The following is a 22,727-nucleotide window of genomic DNA, read 5'->3' on the forward strand; positions in this document are numbered from 1 at the left end:
GGCAAAGTCATACGGGGGCATCCCCAGCCACTGCTGCGGCGGTGCCGACGGCGGCGGCCTGCGCCAGCTCGACATGGTGGGGCACAGAGGGCTCCAGCGCAGGCTCGCTGGCCTGGAAGCTGTGGGCATTGGCCAGCGGCCAGTACAGGCGAAACACGTTGTGCTGCGCATCGAGCGGGCCCAGCAGCGCGCCTGGTTGCATGCGGGTGATGAGGTTGGACAGCAGGCGCACCTCGGTGTCGGTGATGCGGCGCACGATGTGGTGGGCCGTGATCTCCTTAGGGTGGCGCAGCCCGGCGGCCTGCACCAGCTCTTGCAGTGCGTGCAGCGTGCTGCGGTGGAACTGCGCCACGCGCGTGGCCTTGTCGGGCACCACCAGGGCCTGCTGGCGCAGCGGGTCTTGGGTGGTCACGCCGGTGGGGCAGTGGCCAGTGTGGCAGCTTTGCGCCTGGATGCAGCCCAGCGCCATCATGAAGCCGCGCCCCGCGTTGCACCAGTCGGCACCCAGCGCCATCATGCGCGCGATGTCGAAGGCGCTGATGACCTTGCCCGCGCAGCCAATGCGCACGCGGTCGCGCAGGTTCACGCCCACCAGGGTGTTGTGCACCAGCAGCAGGCCCTCTTGCAGCGGCGCGCCCACATGGTCGCTGAACTCCACCGGCGCCGCGCCCGTGCCGCCCTCAGCGCCATCGACCACGATGAAATCCGGCGTGATACCCGTGACCAGCATGGCCTTGACGATGGCAAACCACTCCCACGGGTGGCCCAGGCAGAACTTGAAGCCCGTGGGCTTGCCGCCCGACAGGGTGCGCAGTTTGGCGATGAACTGCATCATCTCCACTGGTGTGTGAAACGCGCTGTGGCTGGCGGGCGAGATGCAGGCCTCGCCCTCTTTCACGCCGCGTGCGGCCGCGATCTCGGCTGTGACCTTGGCGCCGGGCAGCACGCCGCCGTGACCGGGCTTGGCGCCCTGGCTGAGCTTCAGCTCGATCATCTTGACCTGCGGGTCGGTGGCATTGGCCGCAAAACGCTCTTCGCTGAACGTGCCATCGGGGTTGCGGCAGCCAAAGTAGCCCGAGCCAATCTCCCAGATCAGGTCACCACCATGCACCCTGTGGTGCTGGCTGATGCTGCCCTCGCCCGTGTCGTGCGCAAAGCCGCCTTTCTTCGCGCCCTGGTTGAGCGCCAGGATCGCATTGGCCGACAGCGCACCAAAGCTCATGGCCGAGATGTTGAACACGCTCGCGTGGTAGGGCTGGGTGCAGGGCGATGCGGACGGTGACGGCGTATCGGGGCTGCCCCCGATCCATACGCGGAAGTCGTGTGACGGCAGCTGCGTGGGCGCGAGCGAGTGGTTCACCCATTCGTAGCCCTGCGCCCCCACGTCCAGGTGCGTGCCAAAGGGGCGGTTGTCCGGGTCGCCCTTGGCGCGCTGGTAGACCAGCGAGCGCTGGGCGCGCGAAAAGGGCGCGGCCTCGCTGTCGCTTTCGATGAAATACTGGCGCACCTCGGGCCGCACATATTCGAGCATGAAGCGGATGTGGCCGATGACCGGGTAGTTGCGCAGGATGGCGTGGCGCGTCTGCTGCAGGTCGTACACGCCCAGGGCCACCAGCGCTGCAAACACCAGCACCACGGGCAGGCCCACGCCAAACGCCACCAGCGCGAACAGCGACAGCAGCAGCCCGAATACGCACAGCGCAAAGGCCGTGTAGCGCACCGGGTACAGGGAGTTCAGTTGGTGGATCATGGGGGTCCTGGTTCTGGGCGGTGGCGCGGGAGGGCTACACTGACCGCCTTTTTATCGGGTTGCCATGTTGCGCGCGGCTCTTTTTTCACGCCCTGGCCTTGCCTGGGCCGCCTTGCATCTGCCGCTGACGAGCGCCACAGCACAAGGCCAGCGCATCATAAAAGTAAAACATCGCTTTACTGCCCCCGCTTTCTCGCTTGACGACCGGAGCCTCCCATGACCGAACCCACATCGCCCACTCCCGCTCACGACGACCTCGACGCCTCCGCTGCGCCCGCTGCCGCACTGGGCCCCGACGAGCTGGAGGAGATGGACAACATCCTCGACGACCTGCGCGCGCGCGGCGAGGAAATCCCGCAGTGGGAGTTCTGCGACGGCTTCATGACCGCGCTGATCTGCAGCCGCCGCCCCATCGGCCCGGCCGAATACCTGCCCATGCTGCTGGGCGACGGCGCCGAGCTGGACGTGGCCGAGGGCGAGCCGCTGCCCCTGCTGCCCGCGTTTGCCGACGCTGCCCAGCAAGCCCGTTTCATGGACCTGTGGATGCGCCGCTGGAACGAGATCGTGGCCCAGCTCGACACCGACGTGAAGACGCTGGACGACGACCGCACCTTCCAGCCCGAAGCCATGGACATGCGCGGTGCCGTGGCCAGCCTAACCGACGAGCAGCGCGCGGAGATGGGCGACGACCAGGAGATCCCATCCTTTGGCCAGGTGTGGGCACTGGGCTTCATGTTCGCCGTGGAGAACTGGCCCGAGGACTGGGCCGCCCCGCGCGACAAGGAAGCCGCCAAGTGGCTGGACGATGCGCTGGAGCGCATCGTGGCCCTGACCGAAGACGACACCGGCAAGCCCGAAGTCTGCATGTACGACGAAGACGGCCCGCCCAGCACCAGCCAGGCGCGCGTGGAAGCCTTCGGCGAAGCCATCTGGGCCGTGTACGACCTGCGCCAGCTGTGGAAGAGCATGGGCCCACGCGTGGAGACGGTGCGCAAGGCGCCCGAGCCAGGGCGCAATGACCCTTGCCACTGCGGCAGCGGCAAGAAGTACAAGAAGTGCCACGGAGGTTGAGTACAACCCCCTGAGGCCCTGCGGGCCTTCCCCCTTCTCTCGAATCGCTATGCGATTCGGGAAGGGGGACGCCACCAGCGCGGCGGGGCGGCCCTTGCGCGGTGGCCGCTGGTAGGGCTGCGCGCACTGAAAAGATCGGAATCGGTTCGAGCGCTTGGCCTCCAGCGCCGGTCATATCGTTTGCATTCGAATGCTATTACATTTGTAGCTATTGACGCTTGATGGATAGGCGTCAGAACCTTTTTTGATCTGAAAAACATCGCAGCGCGCCTTTGGACGCGCTTTGCTTTTTGCAGGGCACACCGCATGAACTCTTCCACCTTGACTCGCCTGCGCGCCGAATGGGCGCCCAGCATTCCGCGCGAACTGCTGGCGGGCGCGGTGGCCACGTTTGCGCTCATCCCCGAGGTCATCGCTTTCTCCTTCGTGGCGGGCGTGGACCCTTCGGTGGGGCTCTTTGCCTCGTTTGTCATCAGTTTGGTGATTGCTTTCACCGGCGGGCGGCCGGCCATGGTGTCTGCTGCGGCGGGCTCGGTGGCGCTGGTGGCCGCGCCGCTGGTGCAGTCGCATGGGCTGGGCTACCTGCTGGCAGCCGGGTTGCTGGCCGGTGTGGTGCAGGTGGCGTTTGGGCTGATGAAGCTGGGCGTGCTGATGCGCTTTGTGTCCAGCTCGGTACGCACCGGGTTTGTGAATGCACTGGCCATCCTGATCTTTGCCGCGCAGCTGCCGCATCTGCATGGGGCCACTACAGCCACCTGGGGTGCTTTGGCGTTGGGGCTGGCGCTTATCTACGGCCTGCCGTGGCTGGGCCAGCGGTTGGCGTGGCCTGCACTGTCCGTGATCCCGTCACCGCTGATCTGCGTGGTGGTGCTCACCGTGCTGGCGTCCGCACTGGGGCTGAAGTTACCCACCGTGGGAGACCTGGGCCAGTTGCCCGATGCGCTGCCCATGTTTGCGCTGCCGCAGGTGCCCGTGTCGCTGGACACGCTGCGCATCATCCTGCTGCCCGCGCTGGCGATTGCCATGGTGGGCCTGCTCGAATCGGTGCTCACCGCCGCCGTGGTCGATGAACTGACCGACACCCCCAGCAACAAAAACCGCGAATGCGCCGGGCTGGGCGTGGCCAACATTGCAGCCAGCTGCTTTGGTGGCATTGCTGGCTGCGGAATGATCGGCCAGGCCGTGGGCAACGTGAAATACGGCGGGCGCGGGCGCCTGTCCACGCTGTTCGCGGGGGTGTTTCTGCTCATCCTGATGGTGGCGCTCAAGCCCTGGGTGTCGCAGGTGCCGGTGATCGCGCTGGTGGCCATCATGGTCATGGTGTCAGCCGAGACGTTCGACTGGAAATCGCTCGGAGCCCTGGTGCGCCACCCGCGCCTGTCCAGCGCCGCCATGCTGGCCACCGTGGCCGTCACCATCGCCACGCACAACCTGGCCGCCGGCGTGGCCGTGGGCGTGGTGCTCAGCGGGGTGTTCTTTGCGTTCAAGGTCTCGCGCATGCTCGATGTGCGTGTGCACGACGATGCCCAGACTGGCCAACGCACCTGGCAGGTGTCCGGCCAGGTGTTCTTTGCCTCGGCCGATGCATTCATCGAGGCCTTCGATGTGCTGGGCGCCGAGGGCCGCCCGGTGGTCATCGACGTCAAGCATGCCCACTTCTGGGACATCACCGCCGTCGCCGCGCTCGACAAGGTGGTGGAGCGCCTGCGCCACCACGGCTGCACGGTGCAGGTGCTGGGGCTGAACGAAGCCAGTGCGGTGCTGATCGACCGCCTGGCGGGCGATGCAGCGCTGGCCCAATAGCCCGCTCGCTCCCTAGCCGCCCTGCGCCAGAAACTTCTTCAGATTCCCCGCCGCCGTGCTGCGCACCTTGCGCTTGAGCGAGGGCGACCAGCCCAGCAGCAGCCCCGGTGCGCCCAGTGCCTGCCGCGCCCAGCGCCAGAAGTTGAAACGGTCGCGGTGGGTGGCGATCAGCCCTTCGGGCGTGAAGGTGAAGGTGCCGTCGATGATGTTGTGCACCTTGCGCCCCGTGGCGCTGAAGAGGTAGTGCGCCTCCCAGTGGACCTTGCCGCCCTGCGCATCGGCGTCGATGCCGCTGAACTCCAGCTTCCAGTGCTCGGCGGCGCCGGGCTTTTTCGTTGCGGTGCACAGCATGCGCCACATGCCGGCCACCTGCTCGCGGCCTTTCAGGGAAAAGGCTTCGTCGTCAAACGTGGCGTTGGGGGCATAGCAGGCGGCCATGGTGGCATGGTCCAGTTGCGCAAACGCGGTGTAGAAGCGTTGCAGGGTCTGGGCGTTGGGGTGCATGGGTTCTCCTCCTCAAGGGCGCCCATGCTACACCGGGGCCGTTGCGCTGCCTGCCCCCTGCGGGACCGGCGCGGCAACGTGCTTTCAGCTGGTGCGCAGCCCGCCGATGCGCCGCCGCTGGGTGTCGTCCAAGGCGTCCAGCACCTGGATGCCGTGCGCATACCCTTGCTGCACGATCTGCTCGAACCGGTTCCACTGCAGCATGCCCACGCGGTCCATGGGCGGGTTGAAGTACAGGTCGGTGAGCTGCTGCGACTGGCGCTGCCGCGACATGCTGTACAGGATGGTGACCTGCATGAGGTAGCTGGCCAGCGAGGGCAGCTTGTAGCGGCGCTGGGCGCGCGGCCGCAGCTTGTCGCGCAACAGGGCCCAGCGGCTGGGGATGTCGTCCAGCTCGATGCGGCGCGGTTTGCGGAAGTTCAGGTCCACGCCAATCACCGTGCCCACGCCGCGCATGCTGCTGCGCATCACGTCCACGGGAAAGTTGTTGAACGTACCGCCGTCGCACAGCAGGTCGCCCTCGTGCACCACGGGCGGCAGTGCGCCGGGGATGGAGATGCTGGCCAGCAGCGACTTCACCAGGCTGCCCCGGCGCACCACCTGTTCACTGGCGCGCGAGTAGTTGGTGGCCACGCAGTAGTAGTTCTTCCACAGGTCCTCGACCTGCGCCGGAAAGCCCACCAGCTGGCCCACTGCGTCGTGCAGGATGTGGCGCAGGCGGCGGCCCTTGATGAGCGACATCAGCGGCAGCAGGCTCCAGTCGCCCGTGGGGTTGGTGCGGAACGCCTCGCGGGCGTTGTCCATCACCGTGGTCAGGGGCTGGTCGGACGCCACATACGCGGCCATCACCGAGCCGATGCTGGTGCCGCCCACGCAGTCGATCTCCACGCCTTCTTCCTGCAGCGCGCGGTAGATGCCCAGGTGCGCAAACCCGCGCGCGCCGCCACCGGCCAGCACCAGGCCCACGGCGGTGCGGCTCTGGATGCGGGCCAGGCGCGCCATGTCGCGGTCGAGGGCAGGGCGCACGTGCACGTGGTCGGCCACGGGGCGGCGGTCCAGCCATTGCTGGGTGCCGCGCGGGCACTGGGTGCCTTCCGGGTGCAGCAGCACCAAAATCTCGGCGGCCTCGGCCAGGGGCGCGCGGCGCAGCAAGCAGTTTTCTTCAATCGGGTGGATGGCGGGCTCGGCCTGTGCGTCGGCCAGCAGCAGCAACTCGTCGCAGTGGCGGCTCACGCGGCGCGTCCAGGGCGTGGGCTCGGGGTCGGCCAGCAGCAGCACGAAGTCGTTGCGCGCCTCGATCTCGTCGAGCAGCATGGCGATGCGCCGGTTGGCCGTGGCGTCGGCACCTTCACGCTGGGCAATGCCGGGCTCGTGCAACTCGGCATCCACGGTGGTCGAGTCCACCACCCGCACGCGGCCCACCGTGCCGAGGTGGCGCGCCAGGCGATGGCCAAAGGCCTGCAGGTCCACGCCGCTGCTCACGGGCAGCAGGCCCATGGCCACAGGGCGCTCCTGCGCGGCCGTGTGGGCGGCGGTGCCTGACTGCAGGCGCTGGATGATCTGGCGTGTGAGGGCAATCGACACCTGGGCGCTGCTGGCCAGCAGGGTCTTGAACACGTCCTTGGTCAGGCGCACCAGCACCGAGTCGCGCACTGCGACCACGGTTGCGGCGCGGGGGGCGTCGGTGAACAGGCTGATCTCACCAATCACCTGGCCCCGGCCCATGTCGGCGACGCGGCGCTGCGTGCCACTATGGCCGTCGTCACTGCGCACATAGGCGCGCAGGCGGCCGCTGACGGTGAGGTACATCGATTCGCCGGGCTCGCCCTGGGTCATCAGCGTGCTGCCGCCGGGCACCTCCACCCATTCCAGCTGGGCGCGCAGCAGCTCCAGCGCCTCGGGCTCGATGCCTGGCAGAAAGTTGCGCAGGTGCTCGGTGAGCAGTTGGTTCTGGGTCGCGGTAAAGGGAGGCATGGTCACGCAATGGGCAAGGCACAGTGAAGGCGCTGCGAAAGGTGATGGCTGGCCAGCCACCGGTGCTGGCCAAGTGTTCCGCAGCGTGCGAAGCGGCGGATTCTAGGAACGCGAAGGCCCCTGTGCGCACTGCACGGAGCATGGCGCCTGCGCAGCGCGTGAACAAATGCACGGCAGGCCCTTTCGATTGCCCCTTCGGGCCGAATGGGACCGGGCCGTCAGCGCATGAAGCTGCGAAGTGCCTCGGCGGTTTCGCCGGGCAATTGTTCAGGAATGAAGTGCCCCGCCGGCACGGCCTGGCCCGTGACCACGCCTGCACACTGCGCCTGCCACAGTGCCAGCGGATCGAACAGCCGGTGCACCACGCCGTGCGCGCCCCAGATCACCAGGGTGTCACAGGTGATCTTCTCGCCGCGCGCGCGGCTGTCACGGTCGTGGTCCAGGTCGATGCCCGCGCTGGCGCGGTAGTCCTCGCAGGCGGTGTGGATGGCTTCGGGTGTGCAAAAGCAGCGTTCGTAATCGGCCAGGGCCTGGGGCTCGATGTGGGCCAGGCCCGCGCTGCCCCAGCCGCCCAGCTTGGCGTGCAGGTAGGCGCGGGCGTTGCCGCCGATCATGGTCTCGGGCAGCGGCGCGGGCTGGATCAGGTGGAACCAGTGGTAATAGGCGCGCGCAAACTCCATGTCGGTGCGTGCGTACATGTCGAGCGTGGGGGCGATGTCGATCACGCACAGCTTCTTCACACGCGCGGCGTGGTCCAGCGCCAGGCGGTGGGCCACACGGCCGCCCCGGTCGTGGCCGCACAGGTAGAACGTGTCGTGGCCCAGGGTGGTCATCACCTCGGCCATGTCCTGCGCCAGGGCGCGTTTGCTGTAGTTGCTGTGGTCGGGCAGGCCGGGCGCGTGGGATGAGTCGCCATAACCGCGCAAGTCCGGCAGCACCAGACAGTAGTCGCGTGCCAATTGCTGCGCCACGCGGTGCCACAGCGCATGCGTTTGCGGAAAGCCGTGCAGCAACAGCAGCGGGGGCGCGCCCACGGTGCCGCCGGTGCGCACCAAGATCTCCGCGCCCGAGGTGGTGATGCGCCGAGTGGCAAAGCCGTCAAACCAGGAGGGTGTCGTTGTCATGGCCTTATGGTGTGGCAAGGGGCGGGGGAAGCCCTGTCTTGTGGACGACAACGGCTACGCAGGCTAGGCCTGGGCATGGTGACCCGGAAAGGTCAGGCAGGCAGCAGGCTCAGCAGCCGCTTCAGCGCGTACCGCAGCGTGGCCGTGCGCACGGCGGCGCGGTCCCCGGCAAAGTGCTGCATCTCGCTGTGGGTTTCGCCGCCCACGCACCAGGCAAACCACACGGTGCCCACCGGTTTGGCCTCGGTGCCGCCAGTGGGGCCCGCGACGCCAGTCACGGCCAGGCTGACCTGCGCGCGCGAGTGGGCAAGGGCGCCGTCGGCCATGGCGCGTGCCACAGGCTCGCTCACCGCACCGTGCTGCTCGATCAGGCCGGGGGGCACCCCCAGCATCTCGGCCTTGGCCTCGTTGGAATAGGTCACAAATCCGCGTTCAAACCACTGGCTGGAGCCCGACAGGTCGGTGCAGGCGGCGGCGATCATGCCGCCGGTGCAGCTTTCGGCAGTGGCCAGTAGGTGGCGGTGGGCCAGCAAACGCAGCGATATTTGCGTCAAATTGGCCTCAAGCGCTAGTACTTCTTGCGCTAGCAGCTCACTTTTTGATAGTGATGTGGGTGCCATCAGAACCTCCACAGTGCAATGACCAGCAAGGTACAGAAGGCTGCCACAAAGTCGTCCCACAAGATACCCCAGCCCCCGCGCCAGCCAAAGCCTTTGAACAGGCTGTCGGCCCAGCCCACCGGGCCGGGTTTGGCGGCGTCAAAAAAGCGGAACAGCCCAAACGCCACCACCTGCCCCCACAGCCCCATGGGCATGGCCAGCCACAGCACCAGCCAGAAGGCCACCACCTCGTCCCACACGATGCTGCCGGGGTCGGCCACGCGCATGTGGCGTGCCGTGGTGGTGCAGGCCCACCAGCCCACCACGGTGCTGATCGCGATCAGCAGGCCCATCTGCCGCGGGTTCAGCCACTGCTGCAGCACCAGGTAGGCCAGCCAGGCCCACAGCGTGCCCACGGTGCCCGGTGCCTTGGGGGCCAGGCCGGCACCAAAGCCCAGCGCCATGAAGTGGGCCGGGTGGGACAGCATGAAGCGCACGCTGGGGCGCAGGGGGACAAGGCTGGGCTGGGGCTCGGAAACGGTCATGGCACGGAAGAAAAAGGGTCAGGCGCTGGCGGCGCTGGCGGCATTGGCGGCACTGCCGTCTGCCCCGACGGGCAGGCGCACCAGCAGCACGGGCACAGGGGCGGTGCGCGCGATCTGCTCGGCATCGCTGCCCATCAGCACGCGGGCGAGGCCACGGCGCCCGTGGGTGCCCAGCACGATCAGGTCGGCGCCCCAGGCCTGGGCGTGTTCCACCACCAGGTCAGCCACCCGGGCGTCCAGGTTTTCGATCAGCACGGTGTCCACCGGCACGCCGCTTTGCGCCACGCGCTCCTGGGCGCGGCGCAGCAAGGCCTCGCCCGCCTGGCGCAGGCGGGGCAGCACCTCCTGGCTGTACACATCGGGCCGCTCAAAACCGCTGATGTGGGCCAAAGGGTCCATCACGTTCAGCAGGCGAATGCGTCCGCCCGTGGCCTTGGCCAGGCCCGTGGCTTCGTTCACGGCGTGGTCGGCGGTGGGGCTGCCGTCAACGGCAACGAGGAGGTGTTGGTAACTCATGGTGGCGGGCTCCTGGGGGCTCGGTGGCGCCTTGGCGGGCGCTGCGACGGATTGTGACCGACCCGCTGTTGCGCGGGGCGTTCAGAGGGCCAGTCACCGTGTCTCCAAGGTCACTGGCGTTCGATCAGCTCCACGTCCTTGGGGTAACGGATGGTGTGCTCGGCACTGAACTGTGCCGTGGCCCCTGCGGCCACGGGCTGCTGCCAGGCCACAGTGCCGGGCGTGCGGTTCCAGGCCGTGTCTGCTGGTTGGGGCTGGTAGCGCGATTCGACCTCGATTTTTTCATTACGCGAGACCGGTGCGGCATGCAGCACCTGCAGTGTGATGGCTGTCTTGTGGCGGTTCTCCACGCTGTAAGCCCGGCGCGTCTTGCGCTCCACGCGCGAGCCGGTGAAGCCGCTGCTGCCCGTCAGATCCTGCGCGGGCTCGGCCCGCACGGTGACCAGTTCATCGCGGCCAAACGACAGGCTGGTGCTGCCGGCCGGGGCACCCGCACTGGGCGTGCCAAAGTCGATGCGGCCGTTGCCCACAAAGGCGCCGTCGCGGTACAGGCCCGCTGCGCCCGCAGGCCACACGCCGGATGGCTGGGCGATCTGCGCCACCAGGTAGGCGGCTTCTTCCACGGCGGGTGCCGTGCGGGTGATCAGCGTGGCGGGGGCGCTGTGGCGGCCCAGCGCCAGCGTCACGCGCTGGCCGCTGGAAGGCACGGTGATGCGCTGGGGCACGGCGAATTCGGTGGCAAAGCCCTTGTCGAGGGTGCTCACGTCAAACGTGGGCATGGCCTCCTCGGCGGCATTGCGAGACCGGGCCAGCGGCGCTGCCGCAGCGGGGGCAGCCATGGCCATCGCGGGCGCGGCGGCGGCCACCGGGCGCGGCGGCGGGGCCACATCCAGCGTCCACTCGCGCGGCAGGCGGCCCTGGGTGGCGCGCCCTGGTTGGCCGGTGGACAGCGTCAGCTGCACATTGCTCCAGTCTTCACCGCTGTTTTGCGCCACCAGCGCCTGGCGCTCGATCAGCACGGTGGATTTGTCCGCATCCAGCGTGGCGCGGTAGCTGGGCTGCCAGCCCGGGCCGCGCACCTGGTAGGACAGGCGCAGTTCGGCCTCGCGTTCGGCAGCCAGGTTGATGGTGACCGACACCACCCGCGCACGCTGGCTGGCCACGCGGTCGCGCTCGGCCACCAGGGGTTTGAGGGCCAGTTCCAATGCCTCCTGCTTGCGCTGGAGCTGGTGCGCGCGTGCAGCGCTGTCCTGCCCAGACTTGCGCAGCACCTCGGCGGTGGCGATGATCTGTGCGGGCGTTGGCGTGGCGGCACGGGGGGCGGTGTTGGCAGACGCAGCTGCCTCCGGGCCCGCGCCGGCTTGCGCCACGCTGCGCAGATAGCCATCCACCAGCTGCAGGGCCGAGGCCTCGGCCTTCACCCCGGCGATCTGATCCTCCAGCTCACGGATGCGGCCGTCCAGCGGACTGGCGCAGCCTGCCGCCACATCGCGGTCTTCGGTGAGCACATTGAACTCGCCCACGCGCACGGCGGGGTCGGCGTTGATCTGCAGGCTTTGCACATCCAGCGATGCGGGCAGGCAGGCCAGCGTGAGGCTGCGTGCGCCAGCTGGCACTTTGGCCAGACGCTCCACCGTGGCGCTGCCAGGGTAGACGGTGACGCGGGCGATGCGGGAGGTGTCCTGGGCCGCTGCGGGCAGCGGGGCCAGGATGGTCAGTCCCAGGGCCAGCAGGGCAGGGTGCTTTGCAAGACGCAGGAAGGGGACGGGGAATGGTGGGCTCACGGGGCGCATGGAGCTCCTTGGGCGCGAGAGACAAAGGGACTGGCATGCTAGCAGCCGCGCACTGGATTGACGGGGTTTCACAGCACCAGGGGCACCTCTGACGCCAAAAAGTCATACACCGCCCTGATCTTGCGGCTGGTGCGTATCTCGCGGTGCACTGTCAGCCAGATGGGCAGATCAGGAAGCGGCAACTGGGGCAGCACGGCCACCACGTTCGGGTCGGTGCGGGCCATGTAGTTGCCCACAAAGCCAATGCCCAGCCCGGCGCGTACGGCCTCCCAGTAGGCCATGAGGTCGTCGGTGCGAAACGCAAAGTGCTGGCGTTCCACGGGGTAGCCCATGGCGGCAAAACCTTGCTGGATGTCTTCGTGCCGGTCGTTGCCCACCAGCTCGTGCTGCAGCAGGTCGGGCGGCTGGCGGGGCGTGCCCTTGCGGCGCAGGTAGTCGCGGTGGGCGTAGGCGCCCAGCGTGACGGCGCCGATGCGCTTGGCCACCAGGCTGGCCTGGTCGGGGCGCACCATGCGCAGCGCAATGTCGGCCTCGCGCCGCAGCAGGTTGGTGACCTGGTTGCTGGCTACCAGCTCCACCTGCACCTCGGGCAGCGCCTGGCGCATGCGCGCCAGCACGGGCGGCAACAGCACGCAGGCCACGGGTTGGCTGGCGGTGATGCGCACGGTGCCGCTCACGCCTTCCTCCGCGCCCGACACGCTGCGTGCCAGCTGGTGGGCGCCCGTCTCCATGGCGCGGGCCGATTCGGCCAGCCGCAGCGCCGTGGCCGTGGGCAGCAGGCCGCGCCCGGTGCGCTCGAACAGCACCACGCCCAGCTGCGATTCCAGTTCGGCAATGTGGCGGCCGATGGTGGGCTGGCTGGCGTTGAGCGCGCGTGCGGCGCCCAGCAGGCTGCCCTGGTCGAGCGCGGCCAGGAAGGACTGCACGAGGCTCCAGTCAAAGGTCTGATTCATGGCGATAGCGTGCCTGCGAAAGGGCCACAGCGGGGTGGTTGGTGGCATTCATATTTGCATTGCTGGTATGAATGCTTAGCCAATTGTGTAACGGTGCCTGCGTTTTCACAATCGCTCCATCCCTTGTGAATGGAGCCCTGGCATGACCCCTCAACCCTTCTCCCCCACCGCTGGCGAGCAGCCGCCCACCGTGCTGATCCTGGGCGCCCGCGGCCGCCTGGGCCTGGCCGCCACCCGTGCGTTTGCCCAGGCGGGCTGGCAGGTGCTGGCCCAGGTGCGGCCCGGCGCGCAGCGCGCCACCTTGCCTGCCATTGCCGGGGTGTGGTGGATGCCTGTGGCGGTCCATGAGACCGCCGCGCTGGCCGCCCAAGCGCAGGGCGCGCAGGTGGTGGTGCATGCGCTCAACCCTGCCTACACCCACAAGGCCTGGCGCGAAGAGGCCCCTGCATTGATGGAGGCAGCCATTGCCGTCACCCGCCAGCTGCGCGCCACGCTGATGCTGCCGGGCAATGTCTACAACTTTGGCGAAGCCATGCCGCCCGTATTGCGCGAAGACACGCCCCAGGCCGCCAAGGGCTTCAAGGGCCGCATGCGGGTGCAACTGGAGCAGCGCCTGCAGGCCGCCACGCAAGGGGGCGAGATGCGCGCGGTGGTGCTGCGCGCCGGGGACTTCTTTGGCAGCGGCACGGGCAGCTGGATCGACCAGGCCATCGCCAAGGACTTGCCCCGGGGCCGCATCACCTGGCCCGGCCCGCGGGACGTGGCCACGCCCTGGGCGTACCTGCCCGATCTGGCCCGCACGCTGGTGCGCGTGGCGCAGGAGCGGCACCGGCTGGCCGCGTTCGAGTGCCTGCACTTCGCGGGCCACCACGTCACCGCGCAGCAGTGGCTGCACAGCTTCACAGCCATTGCGGCAGAGCAGGGCTGGCTGCCCGCAACGGGCGCGCTGCGGGTGGGGCAGTTGCCTTGGCCCTTGCTGCGCTTGGCCGGCGTGGTGGCACCCACGTTTGCCGCACTGGCGGCCATGCGCTACCTGTGGACTACGCCGCACCGGATGGACAACACCCGCCTGCGCGCCCTGATCGGCGACGAACCCCACACCCCGTTCGACCAGGCCGTGCGCCAGGCGCTCGCGGATTTGGGGCTCGTTGCCAGCTATCCGCCCCGTGCCACGCTGGCCGGGCCTCACCCACTTTGACCCCTTGGAGCACTCTCATGAACCGTCGCAACTTCATTCGCCTGGCCGGTGGCGGCACCATTGCCGCTGCCACGGCAGGTTCGATCACCGCCTGCGGCACGGCAGGCTCGCACTATCCCGCCGAGGCGGTGGAGGCCTGGAACGGCCCGGTGGGCGAGACCGACCTGCGCCGCCGCGCCGTGGCCTACGCCATCACCGCGCCCAACCCGCACAACCTGCAGCCCTGGCTGGTGGACCTGCGCGAGCAGGGCGTGATCACCCTGTGCACCGACCGCGAGCGCGTGCTGCCCCATACCGACCCGCTGGGCCGCCAGATTCTCATTGGCCACGGCGCGTTTCTGGAACTGCTGGTGATGGCGCTGGCCCAGCAGGGCGTGGCCAGTCAGGTGCAGCTGTGGCCGCAGGGCGAGCTGCCCACGGCGCTGAAAGACTGGGACGAGCGCCCGGTGGCGCGCATCACGCTGCAGCCCGGCGGCCAGCCCGACCCGCTGTTTGCCCAGGTGCTGCAGCGCCGCACGCCCAAGACCGATTTCGACACCACCCGCCCCGTGGCGCCCGAACTGCTGGCCCGCCTGCTGGCCAGCGCCCCCGCCTCCGGGCAGACCGCATTGCGCGTGGGCGGCACCGTGGCGGCCGAACAGTTGCCCGCATTGCGCGCGCTGTGCTGGGAGTCTGCCCAGGTCGAGCTGCTCACGCCGCGCACCATGATGGAAAGCATCCACCTCACCCGCGTGGGCCCGGCGGAGATCCTGCAGCACCGCGACGGCATCTCGATCAACTCGCCCTTTGTGCGCGCCGTGGCCGCGCTGGGCCTGTTCGACCGCACCCAGCCCCCGGCTGAGGGCAGCACCGCCTACAAAAGCGCCATGGGGCGTTTTGAGGGCCATAGCCGCACGGCCATGGGGTTTGTGTGGATCACCGGCCCCAACACGCGCAACGATCAGGTCCAGGCCGGGCGTGCGTATGTGCGTCTGCAGCTGCAGGCCACCGCGCTGGGCGTAGGCATGCACCCCATGAGCCAGGCCCTGCAGGAGTTTGCCGAGATGGAGCCGCACTACGAGCGTGTGCACCAGCTGGTGCTGGGCCGGCCCGCGCCGCGCACGCCGCACGATGCCACGGTGCAGATGTTCTGCCGCATGGGCTACGCACCCGACCCGGCGCCCGCCACGCCGCGCAGGCCGTTGGCGCGCTTTGTGCGGGCCTGAGTTCGAGCCTGGCCGCCCTCTGCGCCGAGGGCTGATGCAGATCAACTTTCGGCCACAGGGGACGGCGCTTTGCCGCCGCTTCACACACCGTTCAGGTGGCGTTCATCGCAGATTTCTACAGTTGCTGCATTGCAACAAATGGTGGATTGGCGATGTGGAAGAAGGTTTTGGGGGGCTCCCTGGCGCTGGCATGTGGAGCATGGTTGATGGCACTGTGGGGGCCGCAGCCAGCGCCGCCCGCGTGGGGCGATGTCTGGTGGTGGCGCAACCAGCTGATCCTGCTCACCGGGGTGGCGGCCTGGGCGCTGATGTCGTTGATTATGGTGCTGGCCGTGCGCCCCGCGTGGCTGGAAAAGCCGCTTGGCGGCCTGGACAAGAGCTACCGCCTGCACAAGTGGGCGGGCATCGGGGCCATCGTGCTGGCATTGCTGCACTACGGGCTGCAGTTGTCACGCAGCCTGCTGGCCGCCTGGGTGGGTCGCCCGGTGCGTACGCCGCGTGCGGACTGGTGGCTCAACACCTTTCGCCACCTGGCCGAGGAGATGGGGGAATGGGCCGTGTGGTTCCTCGCGGCCATGCTGGTCATCACCCTGTGGCAGCGCTTCCCGTACCACGTCTGGCGCTACCTGCACAAGCTGCTGGCCGGGGTGTACTTGGTGCTGGCGTTTCATGCCGTGGTGCTCACGCCACCCGCCTGGTGGGCGCAGCCTGCGGGCGTGCTGGTGGGCCTGTGCACGCTGGTGGGGGTGTTGTGCGCCGTGCGCTCGCTGGCCGGGGCCATCGGGCGCAGCCGCCGCCATGCGGCCCACGTGGTGAGCGTGGCGCCTCAAGGGGCCCGCGTGCTGGAGGTGACCTGCCAGGTCAGCCCTGCCAGTGCCTGGCGGCATACGGCAGGGCAGTTTGCGTTTGTCACGTTTGGCAAGGCAGAAGGCGCGCACCCGTTCACCCTGCTGAACGCCGACCAGGGCGACGGCACGCTGCGCTTTGCGATCAAGGCGCTGGGCGATCACACGGCACAGTTGCCTTTGCAGGTGCAGCCGGGCCAGCGGGTGGACATCGAGGGGCCGTATGGTTGCTTCGACTTCCGCAGCGACAGCGCGCCCGAGCAGGTGTGGGTGGCTGCGGGCATCGGCGCCACGCCGTTCATGGCCTGGCTTGAATCCTTGCAGTCCACGCCCGCGCTGGCGCCCCGGGTGCACCTGCACTACTGTGTGCGCCATGCGGGCGAGGCCGTGTTTGCCGAGCGCATGGCCGCGCTGTGCGCGCGTCTGCCTAGCGTGACGCTGGAGATCCACTACAGCGACGATGCCGGGCCCGTGACTCCGGCCACGCTGCTGGCAGGCACCAGCCCGGCGGCCAATGTGTGGTTCTGCGGGCCGCAGGGCTTTGCCGAAGCCGTGCGGCAGGGCATGCAGCAGCTGGGGCGCTCGCCTGCGCGCTTTCATCAGGAGTTGTTCCAGATGCGTTGAGGGCAGAGGCCCTGCACCTGTCCGTGGCCTAGCTTGTCGGGTGCTGGTCCGTGGGCACCAGGTATTCGCGCACCAGGGCCCGCGCGCGGTGCAGGCGACTTTTGGCGGCCTCGCGTGTCACGCCCAGCCGCTGCGCCATTTCTTCGATAGTCAGCTCCTCGAAGTCGCGCAGCAGCAGGGCTTCGCGGTAAAGGGGCGGCAGCGAGTCGATGGCCAGGGCCAGGTCGTGGCGCAGTTCGTGGTCGGGGCGGTGGGACCAGGCGAGGCTGTCCTCTACCTGCGCCAGCGGCTCGCCCTTGAGCCAGGCCAGCATGGGCCGCATGCACAGCCGCTGCACGATGCGCACCACCCAGCCGCCAAACGCCGCCACCTCGCGCAGCGCGCCCACGCGGCGGTAGACGATGATGAGGGCCTCCTGCACCACGTCGTCCGTCGCGGTGGTGGCTGCGCAGTGGCGCAGCGCATAGCGGCGGATGTCAGGACGGGTGAGGCGCAGCAGCTGCTCCATCGCCACGGCATCGCCGCTGCGTGCGGCGGGCAGCAGCTGGGCCACGGTGAGGGGCGGGGACGTTGCTGTCATGGGGCGCCGCTCACTCGACCGGCTTGCGGCCCACCATGGCGCAGGCGGGGCAGTAGCCGAACGCCCCGCTCAGGATGCTGCCCACGCCCGAGGCGGCCAGCACCAGGCCCAGGGGCGATGCGGACATCCACCACAGCCCGGCGGCGATGAGGGCGATCCCACCGACAACGCGCAGCAGGCTTTCGGGGCGGGTAATGTTCTTGCGGTACAGCATGGTGAAAAGCTCCTTGGTGGGGTGACGAAGGTGCCAGCACAGGGCGCCTTCACCACCAAGAGCCACTATTTGCGCAAAAGGATTCATGGGTTGAAAAAATTTTTGCCGTCCACCACCCATCACCCGAAATGGTCGAACGAGGCATAGCGGTTTTCCACCATGTGCCCCAGTGCATCCACCAACTGCAGGCCGGGCTCGGCCAGCACCGTGCCAATGCGGGTGACGGGCGTGCCGCTGGCTTGCGACGCGGCAGCCATGGCATCGCGCCGCGCGGGTGGGGCGGTGAAGGCCAGTTCGTAGTCGTCACCGCCAGCCAACGTGCATTGGTGGAGCAGTTTGGCGTCGAATACGCCAGATGCGCTAGTCGAATATGCCTTTTCTGCTATCAAATCAGTAGTCAATGAGGTGTCGATGCGGGCCCCCACGCCAGAGGCTTTCAGGATGTGCGACAGGTCGCCCAGCAGGCCATCGCTCACATCCATCGCGCTGCTGGCCACACCGCGCAGCGCCAGGCCCAGGGCCACGCGCGGGGTGGGGCGCTCCAGCCGCTGGCGCGCGCGGGCCAGCACCTCGGCGGGCAGGGCAATGTGCCCGAGCAGCGCCTCCAACGCCAGCCGGGCGTCGCCCAGCGTGCCGCTCACATAGATGTCGTCACCGGGCCGCGCACCGCTGCGCAGCAGGGCCTGGCCAGTGGGCACCTCGCCAAACACCGTGATGCAAATGTTGAGCGGGCCCTGCGTGGTGTCGCCGCCTACCAGCTCGCAGCCATGGGCATCGGCCAGCGCCAGCAGCCCGCGCGAAAAACCTGCGAGCCACGCTTCATTCACCCGGGGCAGCGACAGGGCCAGGGTGAATGCGAGCGGCTTGGCGCCACAGGCCGCCAAGTCCGACAGGTTCACAGCCAGCGCCTTGTGGCCCAGGGCTTCGGGGGCCACGTCGGCAAAAAAGTGGCGGCCCTCCACCAGCATGTCGCTGGAGATGGCCAGTTGCATGCCGGGCGCGGGTGCCAGCAGTGCGCAGTCGTCGCCCACACCCAGGGCCGCCTTGCGCACAGGGCGGGTGAAGTAACGGGCAATCAGGTCGAATTCACCCATGGCAGTGGTTGGTAATCCAGAAAAGGTCAAAAGGCGTCATGGGTATCCAGCACTGCTGGCTTGTGCAGAAAACCACGTCGCCCAGTGGTCGATGCAGGCCTGAATTTTGGGCAACCTGTGCCTGCGCGTAAGGGTGATGGCGTGGATGGGCGTGGGCTGCAGGTCCACGCAGTGGGCCAACACGGGCGCCAGCAGGCCCTGGCGCACGAGGGGATCGGCCACCACGGTGGCCAGTCGCGCAATGCCCAGGCCCTGCAACGCCAGCCGCGCGGTGATGGCCGTGCTGCCCGATCGCCAATGGCCTTCGGCCACCAGCACCTCGGGCACGCCATCGACCAAAAAGGGCCAGTGGTTCAGAAAGGTCACCGCGCTGTTGGTGATGAGCCGGTGCTGGCGCAGGTCACCCGGCTGCCGCGGCACCCCGTGGGCTTGCAGGTAGCCGGGCGTGGCGTACAACGCACGGGCCAGCGTGCCCAGCGGGCGCGCCACCACGGTATCGGTCAGTGGCGGGCCGGTGCGGATAGCGATGTCGATGCCGTCGCGCGCCATGTCGGCCATGCGGTCGTCCACCACCAGCTCCACGCGCAGCTGCGGGTGTTGCTGTTGCAGGCTGTCAAAGCTGGGGATCAGCAGGTATTCGGCCACCACCGAACTGGAGGCCACGCGCACCCAGCCGCTGGGCTGGCTGCTTTGCTGGGCGAACTCGCCTTCGAGCTCGTCGAGTGCACCGGTGATGCGGCGGCAGTAGTCCAGAAAGGTCTGCCCCTCGGCTGTGAGCGTGAGGCCGTGCGTGCTGCGGTGGACCAGCCGCGCACCGCAGGATTGCTCGATGCGCGCCAGCGCGCGCGAGACCTGGCTCACCGGGGCATCGCGCTCGCGCGCCACGGCCGACAGCGAGCCCAGGTCGGCCACGCGGGCAAACAGGTGCATGTCTTCAAAGCGGATGTCGCGCATCGGGCAATGGTAACGGGTGGGCTTGGGATGTCCTGCATCACTCCCTGCGGTCGGTGATAGCGCGGCCTCGGGCGGTCCGCTGCGTTGCTTTTTTTGCCAATAGCCCCGCTATTGGCTGCAAAAAGACGCCTTGCGCCCCTCCCGATCCGCACTACCACCAACTCGCGAGGGTGATGCAGGGCATCCCTTGCACTCCGCGCAAAACGGTATTGCCCCGCAGGCCGTTTCCGCCGCGCCCTGTGCTGCCTACAGTGGCTCCACCCCGAAAGGAATGCCATGAGTCCGTATCTGTCTCCCGACTTGCACACCGACGACTACCAGCGCCTGCGCGATGCAGCCAGGTGTCACGCTCTGCAGTTGCGCCAGGAGGCGATCCGCGAAGCCCATGCCTGGGTGGCCCGGGGGCTTGTGCGCCTGACCCGACGGGTTCTTCATGCAATGCGGACCCCATCCGCACCCTCCCACCCATCCACCCTGGAAGCGAATACGCTATGCCCACCCTTGTCCTGAAACTGACCCCGCTGCAAAACCCCGAGCGCTACGAGGCGTTGGCCAGTGCGCTGACGGACCTCACGGTCCAGCTATTGGGCAAACGCCGCGAGGTGACGGCCGTGGTCATCGACGACCTGCCTGCCGCGCGCTGGCACATCGGCGGTGCGCCCGTGGCGCAGCCCACGGCCTTGCTGGAGATCAGCATCACCGAGGGCACGAACTCCGAGGAGGAGAAGGTCGCCTTCATCGCTGCCGCGTTTGCCGAGCTGCAGCGCCAGCTGGCGGGTGATGGCGCCCTGGCCGCTGCGAGCTACGTGGTGGTGCGGGAGCTGCCCGCCAGCGACTGGGGCTATGGCGGGCGTACGCAGCAGGCGCGCAGATTGGCGCTCGCTGCTTGAGGTCAGAGTCGCGTGAGGTGGCTGGCGCCTGGCGTGCGGGTCAGGCCGCCGCGCCGCGAAAGCGCTGCGCTGCCTGGCGGCTTACCTCGGCCAGCAGCTGCTCTTCGCTCTGGCGCTGGCGCAGCCAGCGGGCATCGTTCTGCCCCGCCTCGACCTCGGTGCGCAGCATGTGCATGGCGCTTGATGCGCCCTGTACGGCCGCGTGGCCTGCGATCTTGCCCATGGTGCGCAGGATGTGCTCGCGCAGCGGCATGTGGTCGCCCGTGGCCGGGTCCACATACACCGCGTCCATGCCAAACCGGCAGGCCTGGAAGCGGTTGTAGGTGTACACGAGGTAGTCGTCCTCTTCGGGCATGAAGGGCTGGTCGGCCAGGAACCACGCGCCCAGCGACTGCACGTAGCCTGCGAGGGCCGCAGCGCGCTCGATGGTGAGCGGCGTGTCGAACACGCGGATCTCGATGGTGCCGAACTCGGGCTTGGGGCGGATGTCCCAGTAGAAGTCCTTCATGCTCTTGACCACGCCCGTGCGGGTCATCTTGTTGAAGTAGGTCGTGAAGTCGTCCCAGGTCAGCGCCATCGGGGCGCGGCCTGACAGGGGGAATGCAAACACCGAGTTGAGCCGGGCCGAGTCAAACGCCGTGTCCTGCCCCTGCACGTACGGGCTGGACGCCGACAGCGCAATGAAGTGCGGGATGTAGCGCGACATGCGGTGCAGCATCAGCAGCGCGGCATCGGCATCGGGGCAGCCAATGTGCACGTGCTGGCCGAAGATGGTGAACTGCTTGGACAGGTAGCCGTACAGCTCGGACAGCTCGCGAAAGCGTGGCTTGTCGTAGATGCGGCGCTCGTGCCACTGCTGGAAAGGGTGCGTGCCACCGCCCACCACGGCGATGTTGAGCTTGTCGGCGCTTTTGACCAGCGCATCGCGGATGGGGGTGAGCTGGCCCAGCACCTCGCTGGCCGAGTGGCAGATGCCGGTGGAGATTTCGATCATGCTGTTCGTCATCTCGGGCACCACGCTGCCGGGCAGCGGGGTTTTCTTCATGAGGCGCAGCATGTCCTCGGCATAGGGCGCGAGGTCGTAGTCGTTGGTGTTGACCAGCTGCAGCTCCAGCTCGACGCCCAGCGTCAGCGGCTCGGAATGGTTGAAGGCTTCAAGACTCACGGTGGTTCTCTCCATTGTTGCTGCGCGTCAGGGGCGCCCAGGGTTTGGAGCTTTCGCCCGCACGGTAAATGGCCACGGTGGCAATGACGGCGCCGAACACTTCCATCAGCAAGATGGCAGGCAGGGCCACGCCCGCAATCACATGGCCGGTGGAAGGGGATGCGAGCACGAACTGCGAGGCAATCAGCAGGGCGATGGAGGACATGGGCGTCATCGCGCAGCCCACCCACAGGGCTTGCTTCCAGCTGGCGCCGCTGCCCACATTGCCCAATGCCACGCCCAGCGCCTTGGCCAACAGGCGCACGGCAATCAGGGCCAGCACCACACCGGCCACGGGCGCGCTCCAGTCGGCCTGGGCCGCCACGGTGGAAACCAGCACGAACATCAGCATGGTGAGCAGCGACGATGCATTGCCCAGCTGCCGTGGCCAGGCCCAGGGGCGCGGGTTGAGCTGCTTGAGCAGCATGCCCCCCAGCAGCGCGGCCAGTGGTGCCGAGCCCCCCATGTGAGCGGCCACTGCCGTGCCTGCAGCCACCAGGGCCAGGAACAGCATGGAGGTGTTTTCGCTGGTGGGACTCATGAAGCGCAGCGCCATGCGCAGCACCAGGGCCAGCACGGCGGCCACCACAATCGATACGCCCAGCACCACCACCACAGGCGAGATGGTTTCGAGCAGCGTGAGGCTCTGCCGGTTGATGAGTTCGGCCTTGGCGCTGCCCAGCGTCAGGGCATACAGCGTGGACAGCGTGGTGAGCACGATGGCGCGTTCCGTCACTGGCCCGGCCGCGCGGGTGTCGGCCACCACGCGGGTGAGCACGGCGGGCGATGCAGCCAGCGCCACCAGCGCCAGCGGGCCAGCCGCCTGGGGCGGCAGCTGCAGCCACACCAGCACCCAGTACACGGCAAAGTAGGTCAGCACCGACTCGGCAATGCTCTGCACCAGCACCATGGGGTTGTGGCGGAACCAGCGCAGCGGAATGCGACCGCCGCATTCAAACAGCACGATGGCCACGCCCAGCTCCAGCAGGAACAGGCCAATGCCCTGCAGCGGCCAGACCGCGCCGCTGAAGCCCGCCAGGCCCGCTGCCGTGCCGACGAGCGAATAACCCACCACCTTGGGCAGGCCTGTGTGGCGCTGGGTGAGATAACCCGCCATGGCCGCCACCGCCAGCAGCAGTGACCATTGCACCGTGGGCAGCCCGGCCGACGGGCGCAGCCACTGCGCCCAAAAGCTCAGGATTTCATTCATGTCATCAGACCTCTGCGTCAGACGGGCGGAGCCCGTCGCTGTGGAGACTCCAGCACAAGTGCCGTCCGCAGGCGGGA

General features: G+C 68.3%; 21 protein-coding genes. 6 read left to right on the top strand and 15 right to left on the bottom strand.

Going from position 1 to position 22,727, the window contains the following annotated elements; translation table 11 throughout:
- Positions 1–7: 7 nt before the first annotated feature.
- Positions 8–1,750: an FMN-binding glutamate synthase family protein gene (locus ACODSM_RS05955; protein WP_488804651.1), complete on the bottom strand. Its 1,743-nt coding sequence runs from the start codon at positions 1,748–1,750 to the stop codon at positions 8–10.
- Positions 1,751–1,966: 216 nt separating this feature from the next.
- Here ACODSM_RS05955 and ACODSM_RS05960 point away from each other — a divergent pair, with 216 nt between their 5' ends.
- Positions 1,967–2,821, top strand: a complete 855-nt coding sequence (locus ACODSM_RS05960) for a YecA/YgfB family protein (RefSeq protein ID WP_110961742.1) — start codon at positions 1,967–1,969, stop codon at positions 2,819–2,821.
- Positions 2,822–3,127: 306 nt separating this feature from the next.
- Positions 3,128–4,624, top strand: coding sequence for a SulP family inorganic anion transporter (locus ACODSM_RS05965; RefSeq protein WP_488804652.1), 1,497 nt, complete (start codon positions 3,128–3,130; stop codon positions 4,622–4,624).
- 12 nt (positions 4,625–4,636) lie between these two features.
- Here ACODSM_RS05965 and ACODSM_RS05970 read toward each other — a convergent pair whose 3' ends face one another.
- The 8 genes from ACODSM_RS05970 to ACODSM_RS06005 form a co-directional block, all read right to left on the bottom strand.
- Positions 4,637–5,128, bottom strand: coding sequence for a nuclear transport factor 2 family protein (locus ACODSM_RS05970; protein ID WP_488804653.1), 492 nt, complete (start codon positions 5,126–5,128; stop codon positions 4,637–4,639).
- Positions 5,129–5,212: 84 nt separating this feature from the next.
- Positions 5,213–7,102: a cyclic nucleotide-binding and patatin-like phospholipase domain-containing protein gene (locus ACODSM_RS05975; protein WP_488804654.1), complete on the bottom strand. Its 1,890-nt coding sequence runs from the start codon at positions 7,100–7,102 to the stop codon at positions 5,213–5,215.
- A 218-nt stretch (positions 7,103–7,320) separates the two neighbouring features.
- Positions 7,321–8,226, bottom strand: coding sequence for an alpha/beta fold hydrolase (locus ACODSM_RS05980; protein WP_488804655.1), 906 nt, complete (start codon positions 8,224–8,226; stop codon positions 7,321–7,323).
- Between the two features lie 92 nt (positions 8,227–8,318).
- Positions 8,319–8,846 (bottom strand): CinA family protein, encoded by a 528-nt coding sequence (locus ACODSM_RS05985; RefSeq protein WP_488804656.1) that lies wholly within the window; start codon positions 8,844–8,846, stop codon positions 8,319–8,321.
- The gene (locus ACODSM_RS05990; protein ID WP_295943787.1) at positions 8,846–9,370 is read right to left on the bottom strand and encodes a phosphatidylglycerophosphatase A family protein; all 525 of its coding nucleotides are present in this window, start codon (positions 9,368–9,370) and stop codon (positions 8,846–8,848) included. The genes ACODSM_RS05985 and ACODSM_RS05990 overlap by 1 nt, the downstream gene beginning before the upstream one ends.
- Before the next feature lie 18 nt (positions 9,371–9,388).
- Complete coding sequence (locus ACODSM_RS05995) at positions 9,389–9,886, bottom strand: universal stress protein (RefSeq protein ID WP_488804657.1); 498 nt, start codon at positions 9,884–9,886, stop codon at positions 9,389–9,391.
- Positions 9,887–9,996: 110 nt separating this feature from the next.
- On the bottom strand, positions 9,997–11,679 hold the full coding sequence (locus ACODSM_RS06000) for a DUF4139 domain-containing protein (RefSeq protein ID WP_488804658.1): 1,683 nt from the start codon (positions 11,677–11,679) through the stop codon (positions 9,997–9,999).
- A 68-nt stretch (positions 11,680–11,747) separates the two neighbouring features.
- Entirely contained in the window at positions 11,748–12,632 is an 885-nt protein-coding gene (locus tag ACODSM_RS06005) for a LysR family transcriptional regulator (protein ID WP_488804659.1), read from the bottom strand.
- 142 nt (positions 12,633–12,774) lie between these two features.
- On the opposite strand from ACODSM_RS06005, the gene ACODSM_RS06010 reads away from it, so the two are divergent.
- The 3 genes from ACODSM_RS06010 (at position 12,775) to ACODSM_RS06020 (ending at position 16,504) form a co-directional block, all read left to right on the top strand.
- Positions 12,775–13,830 (top strand): NAD-dependent epimerase/dehydratase family protein, encoded by a 1,056-nt coding sequence (locus ACODSM_RS06010; protein WP_488804660.1) that lies wholly within the window; start codon positions 12,775–12,777, stop codon positions 13,828–13,830.
- A gap of 17 nt (positions 13,831–13,847) precedes the next feature.
- Positions 13,848–15,035 (top strand): Acg family FMN-binding oxidoreductase, encoded by a 1,188-nt coding sequence (locus ACODSM_RS06015; RefSeq protein ID WP_488804661.1) that lies wholly within the window; start codon positions 13,848–13,850, stop codon positions 15,033–15,035.
- A gap of 206 nt (positions 15,036–15,241) precedes the next feature.
- On the top strand, positions 15,242–16,504 hold the full coding sequence (locus ACODSM_RS06020) for a ferredoxin reductase family protein (protein WP_488804662.1): 1,263 nt from the start codon (positions 15,242–15,244) through the stop codon (positions 16,502–16,504).
- A gap of 28 nt (positions 16,505–16,532) precedes the next feature.
- Here the strand turns inward: ACODSM_RS06020 and ACODSM_RS06025 are convergent, their stop codons facing one another.
- The 4 genes from ACODSM_RS06025 to ACODSM_RS06040 form a co-directional block, all read right to left on the bottom strand.
- On the bottom strand, positions 16,533–17,084 hold the full coding sequence (locus ACODSM_RS06025) for an RNA polymerase sigma factor (protein WP_488804663.1): 552 nt from the start codon (positions 17,082–17,084) through the stop codon (positions 16,533–16,535).
- A gap of 10 nt (positions 17,085–17,094) precedes the next feature.
- Entirely contained in the window at positions 17,095–17,298 is a 204-nt protein-coding gene (locus ACODSM_RS06030) for a YgaP family membrane protein (protein WP_015016070.1), read from the bottom strand.
- A 119-nt stretch (positions 17,299–17,417) separates the two neighbouring features.
- Positions 17,418–18,392 (bottom strand): thiamine-phosphate kinase, encoded by a 975-nt coding sequence (gene thiL / locus ACODSM_RS06035; RefSeq protein ID WP_488804664.1) that lies wholly within the window; start codon positions 18,390–18,392, stop codon positions 17,418–17,420.
- A gap of 36 nt (positions 18,393–18,428) precedes the next feature.
- Positions 18,429–19,346 (bottom strand): LysR family transcriptional regulator, encoded by a 918-nt coding sequence (locus tag ACODSM_RS06040; protein ID WP_488804665.1) that lies wholly within the window; start codon positions 19,344–19,346, stop codon positions 18,429–18,431.
- A gap of 491 nt (positions 19,347–19,837) precedes the next feature.
- Here ACODSM_RS06040 and ACODSM_RS06045 point away from each other — a divergent pair, with 491 nt between their 5' ends.
- On the top strand, positions 19,838–20,236 hold the full coding sequence (locus tag ACODSM_RS06045) for a tautomerase family protein (RefSeq protein ID WP_488804666.1): 399 nt from the start codon (positions 19,838–19,840) through the stop codon (positions 20,234–20,236).
- A gap of 40 nt (positions 20,237–20,276) precedes the next feature.
- Here ACODSM_RS06045 and ACODSM_RS06050 read toward each other — a convergent pair whose 3' ends face one another.
- Together ACODSM_RS06050 and ACODSM_RS06055 are read right to left on the bottom strand one after the other, a co-directional pair.
- Positions 20,277–21,401: a YbdK family carboxylate-amine ligase gene (locus tag ACODSM_RS06050; RefSeq protein ID WP_488804667.1), complete on the bottom strand. Its 1,125-nt coding sequence runs from the start codon at positions 21,399–21,401 to the stop codon at positions 20,277–20,279.
- Positions 21,391–22,650, bottom strand: coding sequence for a cation:proton antiporter (locus ACODSM_RS06055; protein ID WP_488804668.1), 1,260 nt, complete (start codon positions 22,648–22,650; stop codon positions 21,391–21,393). Before ACODSM_RS06055 ends, ACODSM_RS06050 begins: the two co-directional genes overlap by 11 nt.
- Positions 22,651–22,727: the final 77 nt, after the last annotated feature.

It is taken from the genome of Acidovorax sp. FG42 (genome assembly GCF_057809195.1).

Excerpts from the sequence above, each read along its gene's own strand:
- ACODSM_RS06020 (WP_488804662.1), top strand. The coding sequence starts at position 15,242 with ATGGCACTGTGGGGGCCGCAGCCAGCGCCGCCCGCGTGGGGCGATGTC.
- thiL (WP_488804664.1), bottom strand. The coding sequence starts at position 18,392 with ATGGGTGAATTCGACCTGATTGCCCGTTACTTCACCCGCCCTGTGCGC.
- ACODSM_RS05955 (WP_488804651.1), bottom strand. The coding sequence starts at position 1,750 with ATGATCCACCAACTGAACTCCCTGTACCCGGTGCGCTACACGGCCTTT.
- ACODSM_RS05980 (WP_488804655.1), bottom strand. The coding sequence starts at position 8,226 with ATGACAACGACACCCTCCTGGTTTGACGGCTTTGCCACTCGGCGCATC.
- ACODSM_RS06030 (WP_015016070.1), bottom strand. The coding sequence starts at position 17,298 with ATGCTGTACCGCAAGAACATTACCCGCCCCGAAAGCCTGCTGCGCGTT.
- ACODSM_RS05960 (WP_110961742.1), top strand. The coding sequence starts at position 1,967 with ATGACCGAACCCACATCGCCCACTCCCGCTCACGACGACCTCGACGCC.
- ACODSM_RS05990 (WP_295943787.1), bottom strand. The coding sequence starts at position 9,370 with ATGACCGTTTCCGAGCCCCAGCCCAGCCTTGTCCCCCTGCGCCCCAGC.
- ACODSM_RS06005 (WP_488804659.1), bottom strand. The coding sequence starts at position 12,632 with ATGAATCAGACCTTTGACTGGAGCCTCGTGCAGTCCTTCCTGGCCGCG.
- ACODSM_RS06010 (WP_488804660.1), top strand. The coding sequence starts at position 12,775 with ATGACCCCTCAACCCTTCTCCCCCACCGCTGGCGAGCAGCCGCCCACC.
- ACODSM_RS06015 (WP_488804661.1), top strand. The coding sequence starts at position 13,848 with ATGAACCGTCGCAACTTCATTCGCCTGGCCGGTGGCGGCACCATTGCC.
- ACODSM_RS06000 (WP_488804658.1), bottom strand. The coding sequence starts at position 11,679 with ATGCGCCCCGTGAGCCCACCATTCCCCGTCCCCTTCCTGCGTCTTGCA.
- ACODSM_RS05985 (WP_488804656.1), bottom strand. The coding sequence starts at position 8,846 with ATGGCACCCACATCACTATCAAAAAGTGAGCTGCTAGCGCAAGAAGTA.
- ACODSM_RS05965 (WP_488804652.1), top strand. The coding sequence starts at position 3,128 with ATGAACTCTTCCACCTTGACTCGCCTGCGCGCCGAATGGGCGCCCAGC.
- ACODSM_RS05975 (WP_488804654.1), bottom strand. The coding sequence starts at position 7,102 with ATGCCTCCCTTTACCGCGACCCAGAACCAACTGCTCACCGAGCACCTG.
- ACODSM_RS05970 (WP_488804653.1), bottom strand. The coding sequence starts at position 5,128 with ATGCACCCCAACGCCCAGACCCTGCAACGCTTCTACACCGCGTTTGCG.
- ACODSM_RS05995 (WP_488804657.1), bottom strand. The coding sequence starts at position 9,886 with ATGAGTTACCAACACCTCCTCGTTGCCGTTGACGGCAGCCCCACCGCC.
- ACODSM_RS06055 (WP_488804668.1), bottom strand. The coding sequence starts at position 22,650 with ATGAATGAAATCCTGAGCTTTTGGGCGCAGTGGCTGCGCCCGTCGGCC.
- ACODSM_RS06045 (WP_488804666.1), top strand. The coding sequence starts at position 19,838 with ATGCCCACCCTTGTCCTGAAACTGACCCCGCTGCAAAACCCCGAGCGC.
- ACODSM_RS06025 (WP_488804663.1), bottom strand. The coding sequence starts at position 17,084 with ATGACAGCAACGTCCCCGCCCCTCACCGTGGCCCAGCTGCTGCCCGCC.
- ACODSM_RS06040 (WP_488804665.1), bottom strand. The coding sequence starts at position 19,346 with ATGCGCGACATCCGCTTTGAAGACATGCACCTGTTTGCCCGCGTGGCC.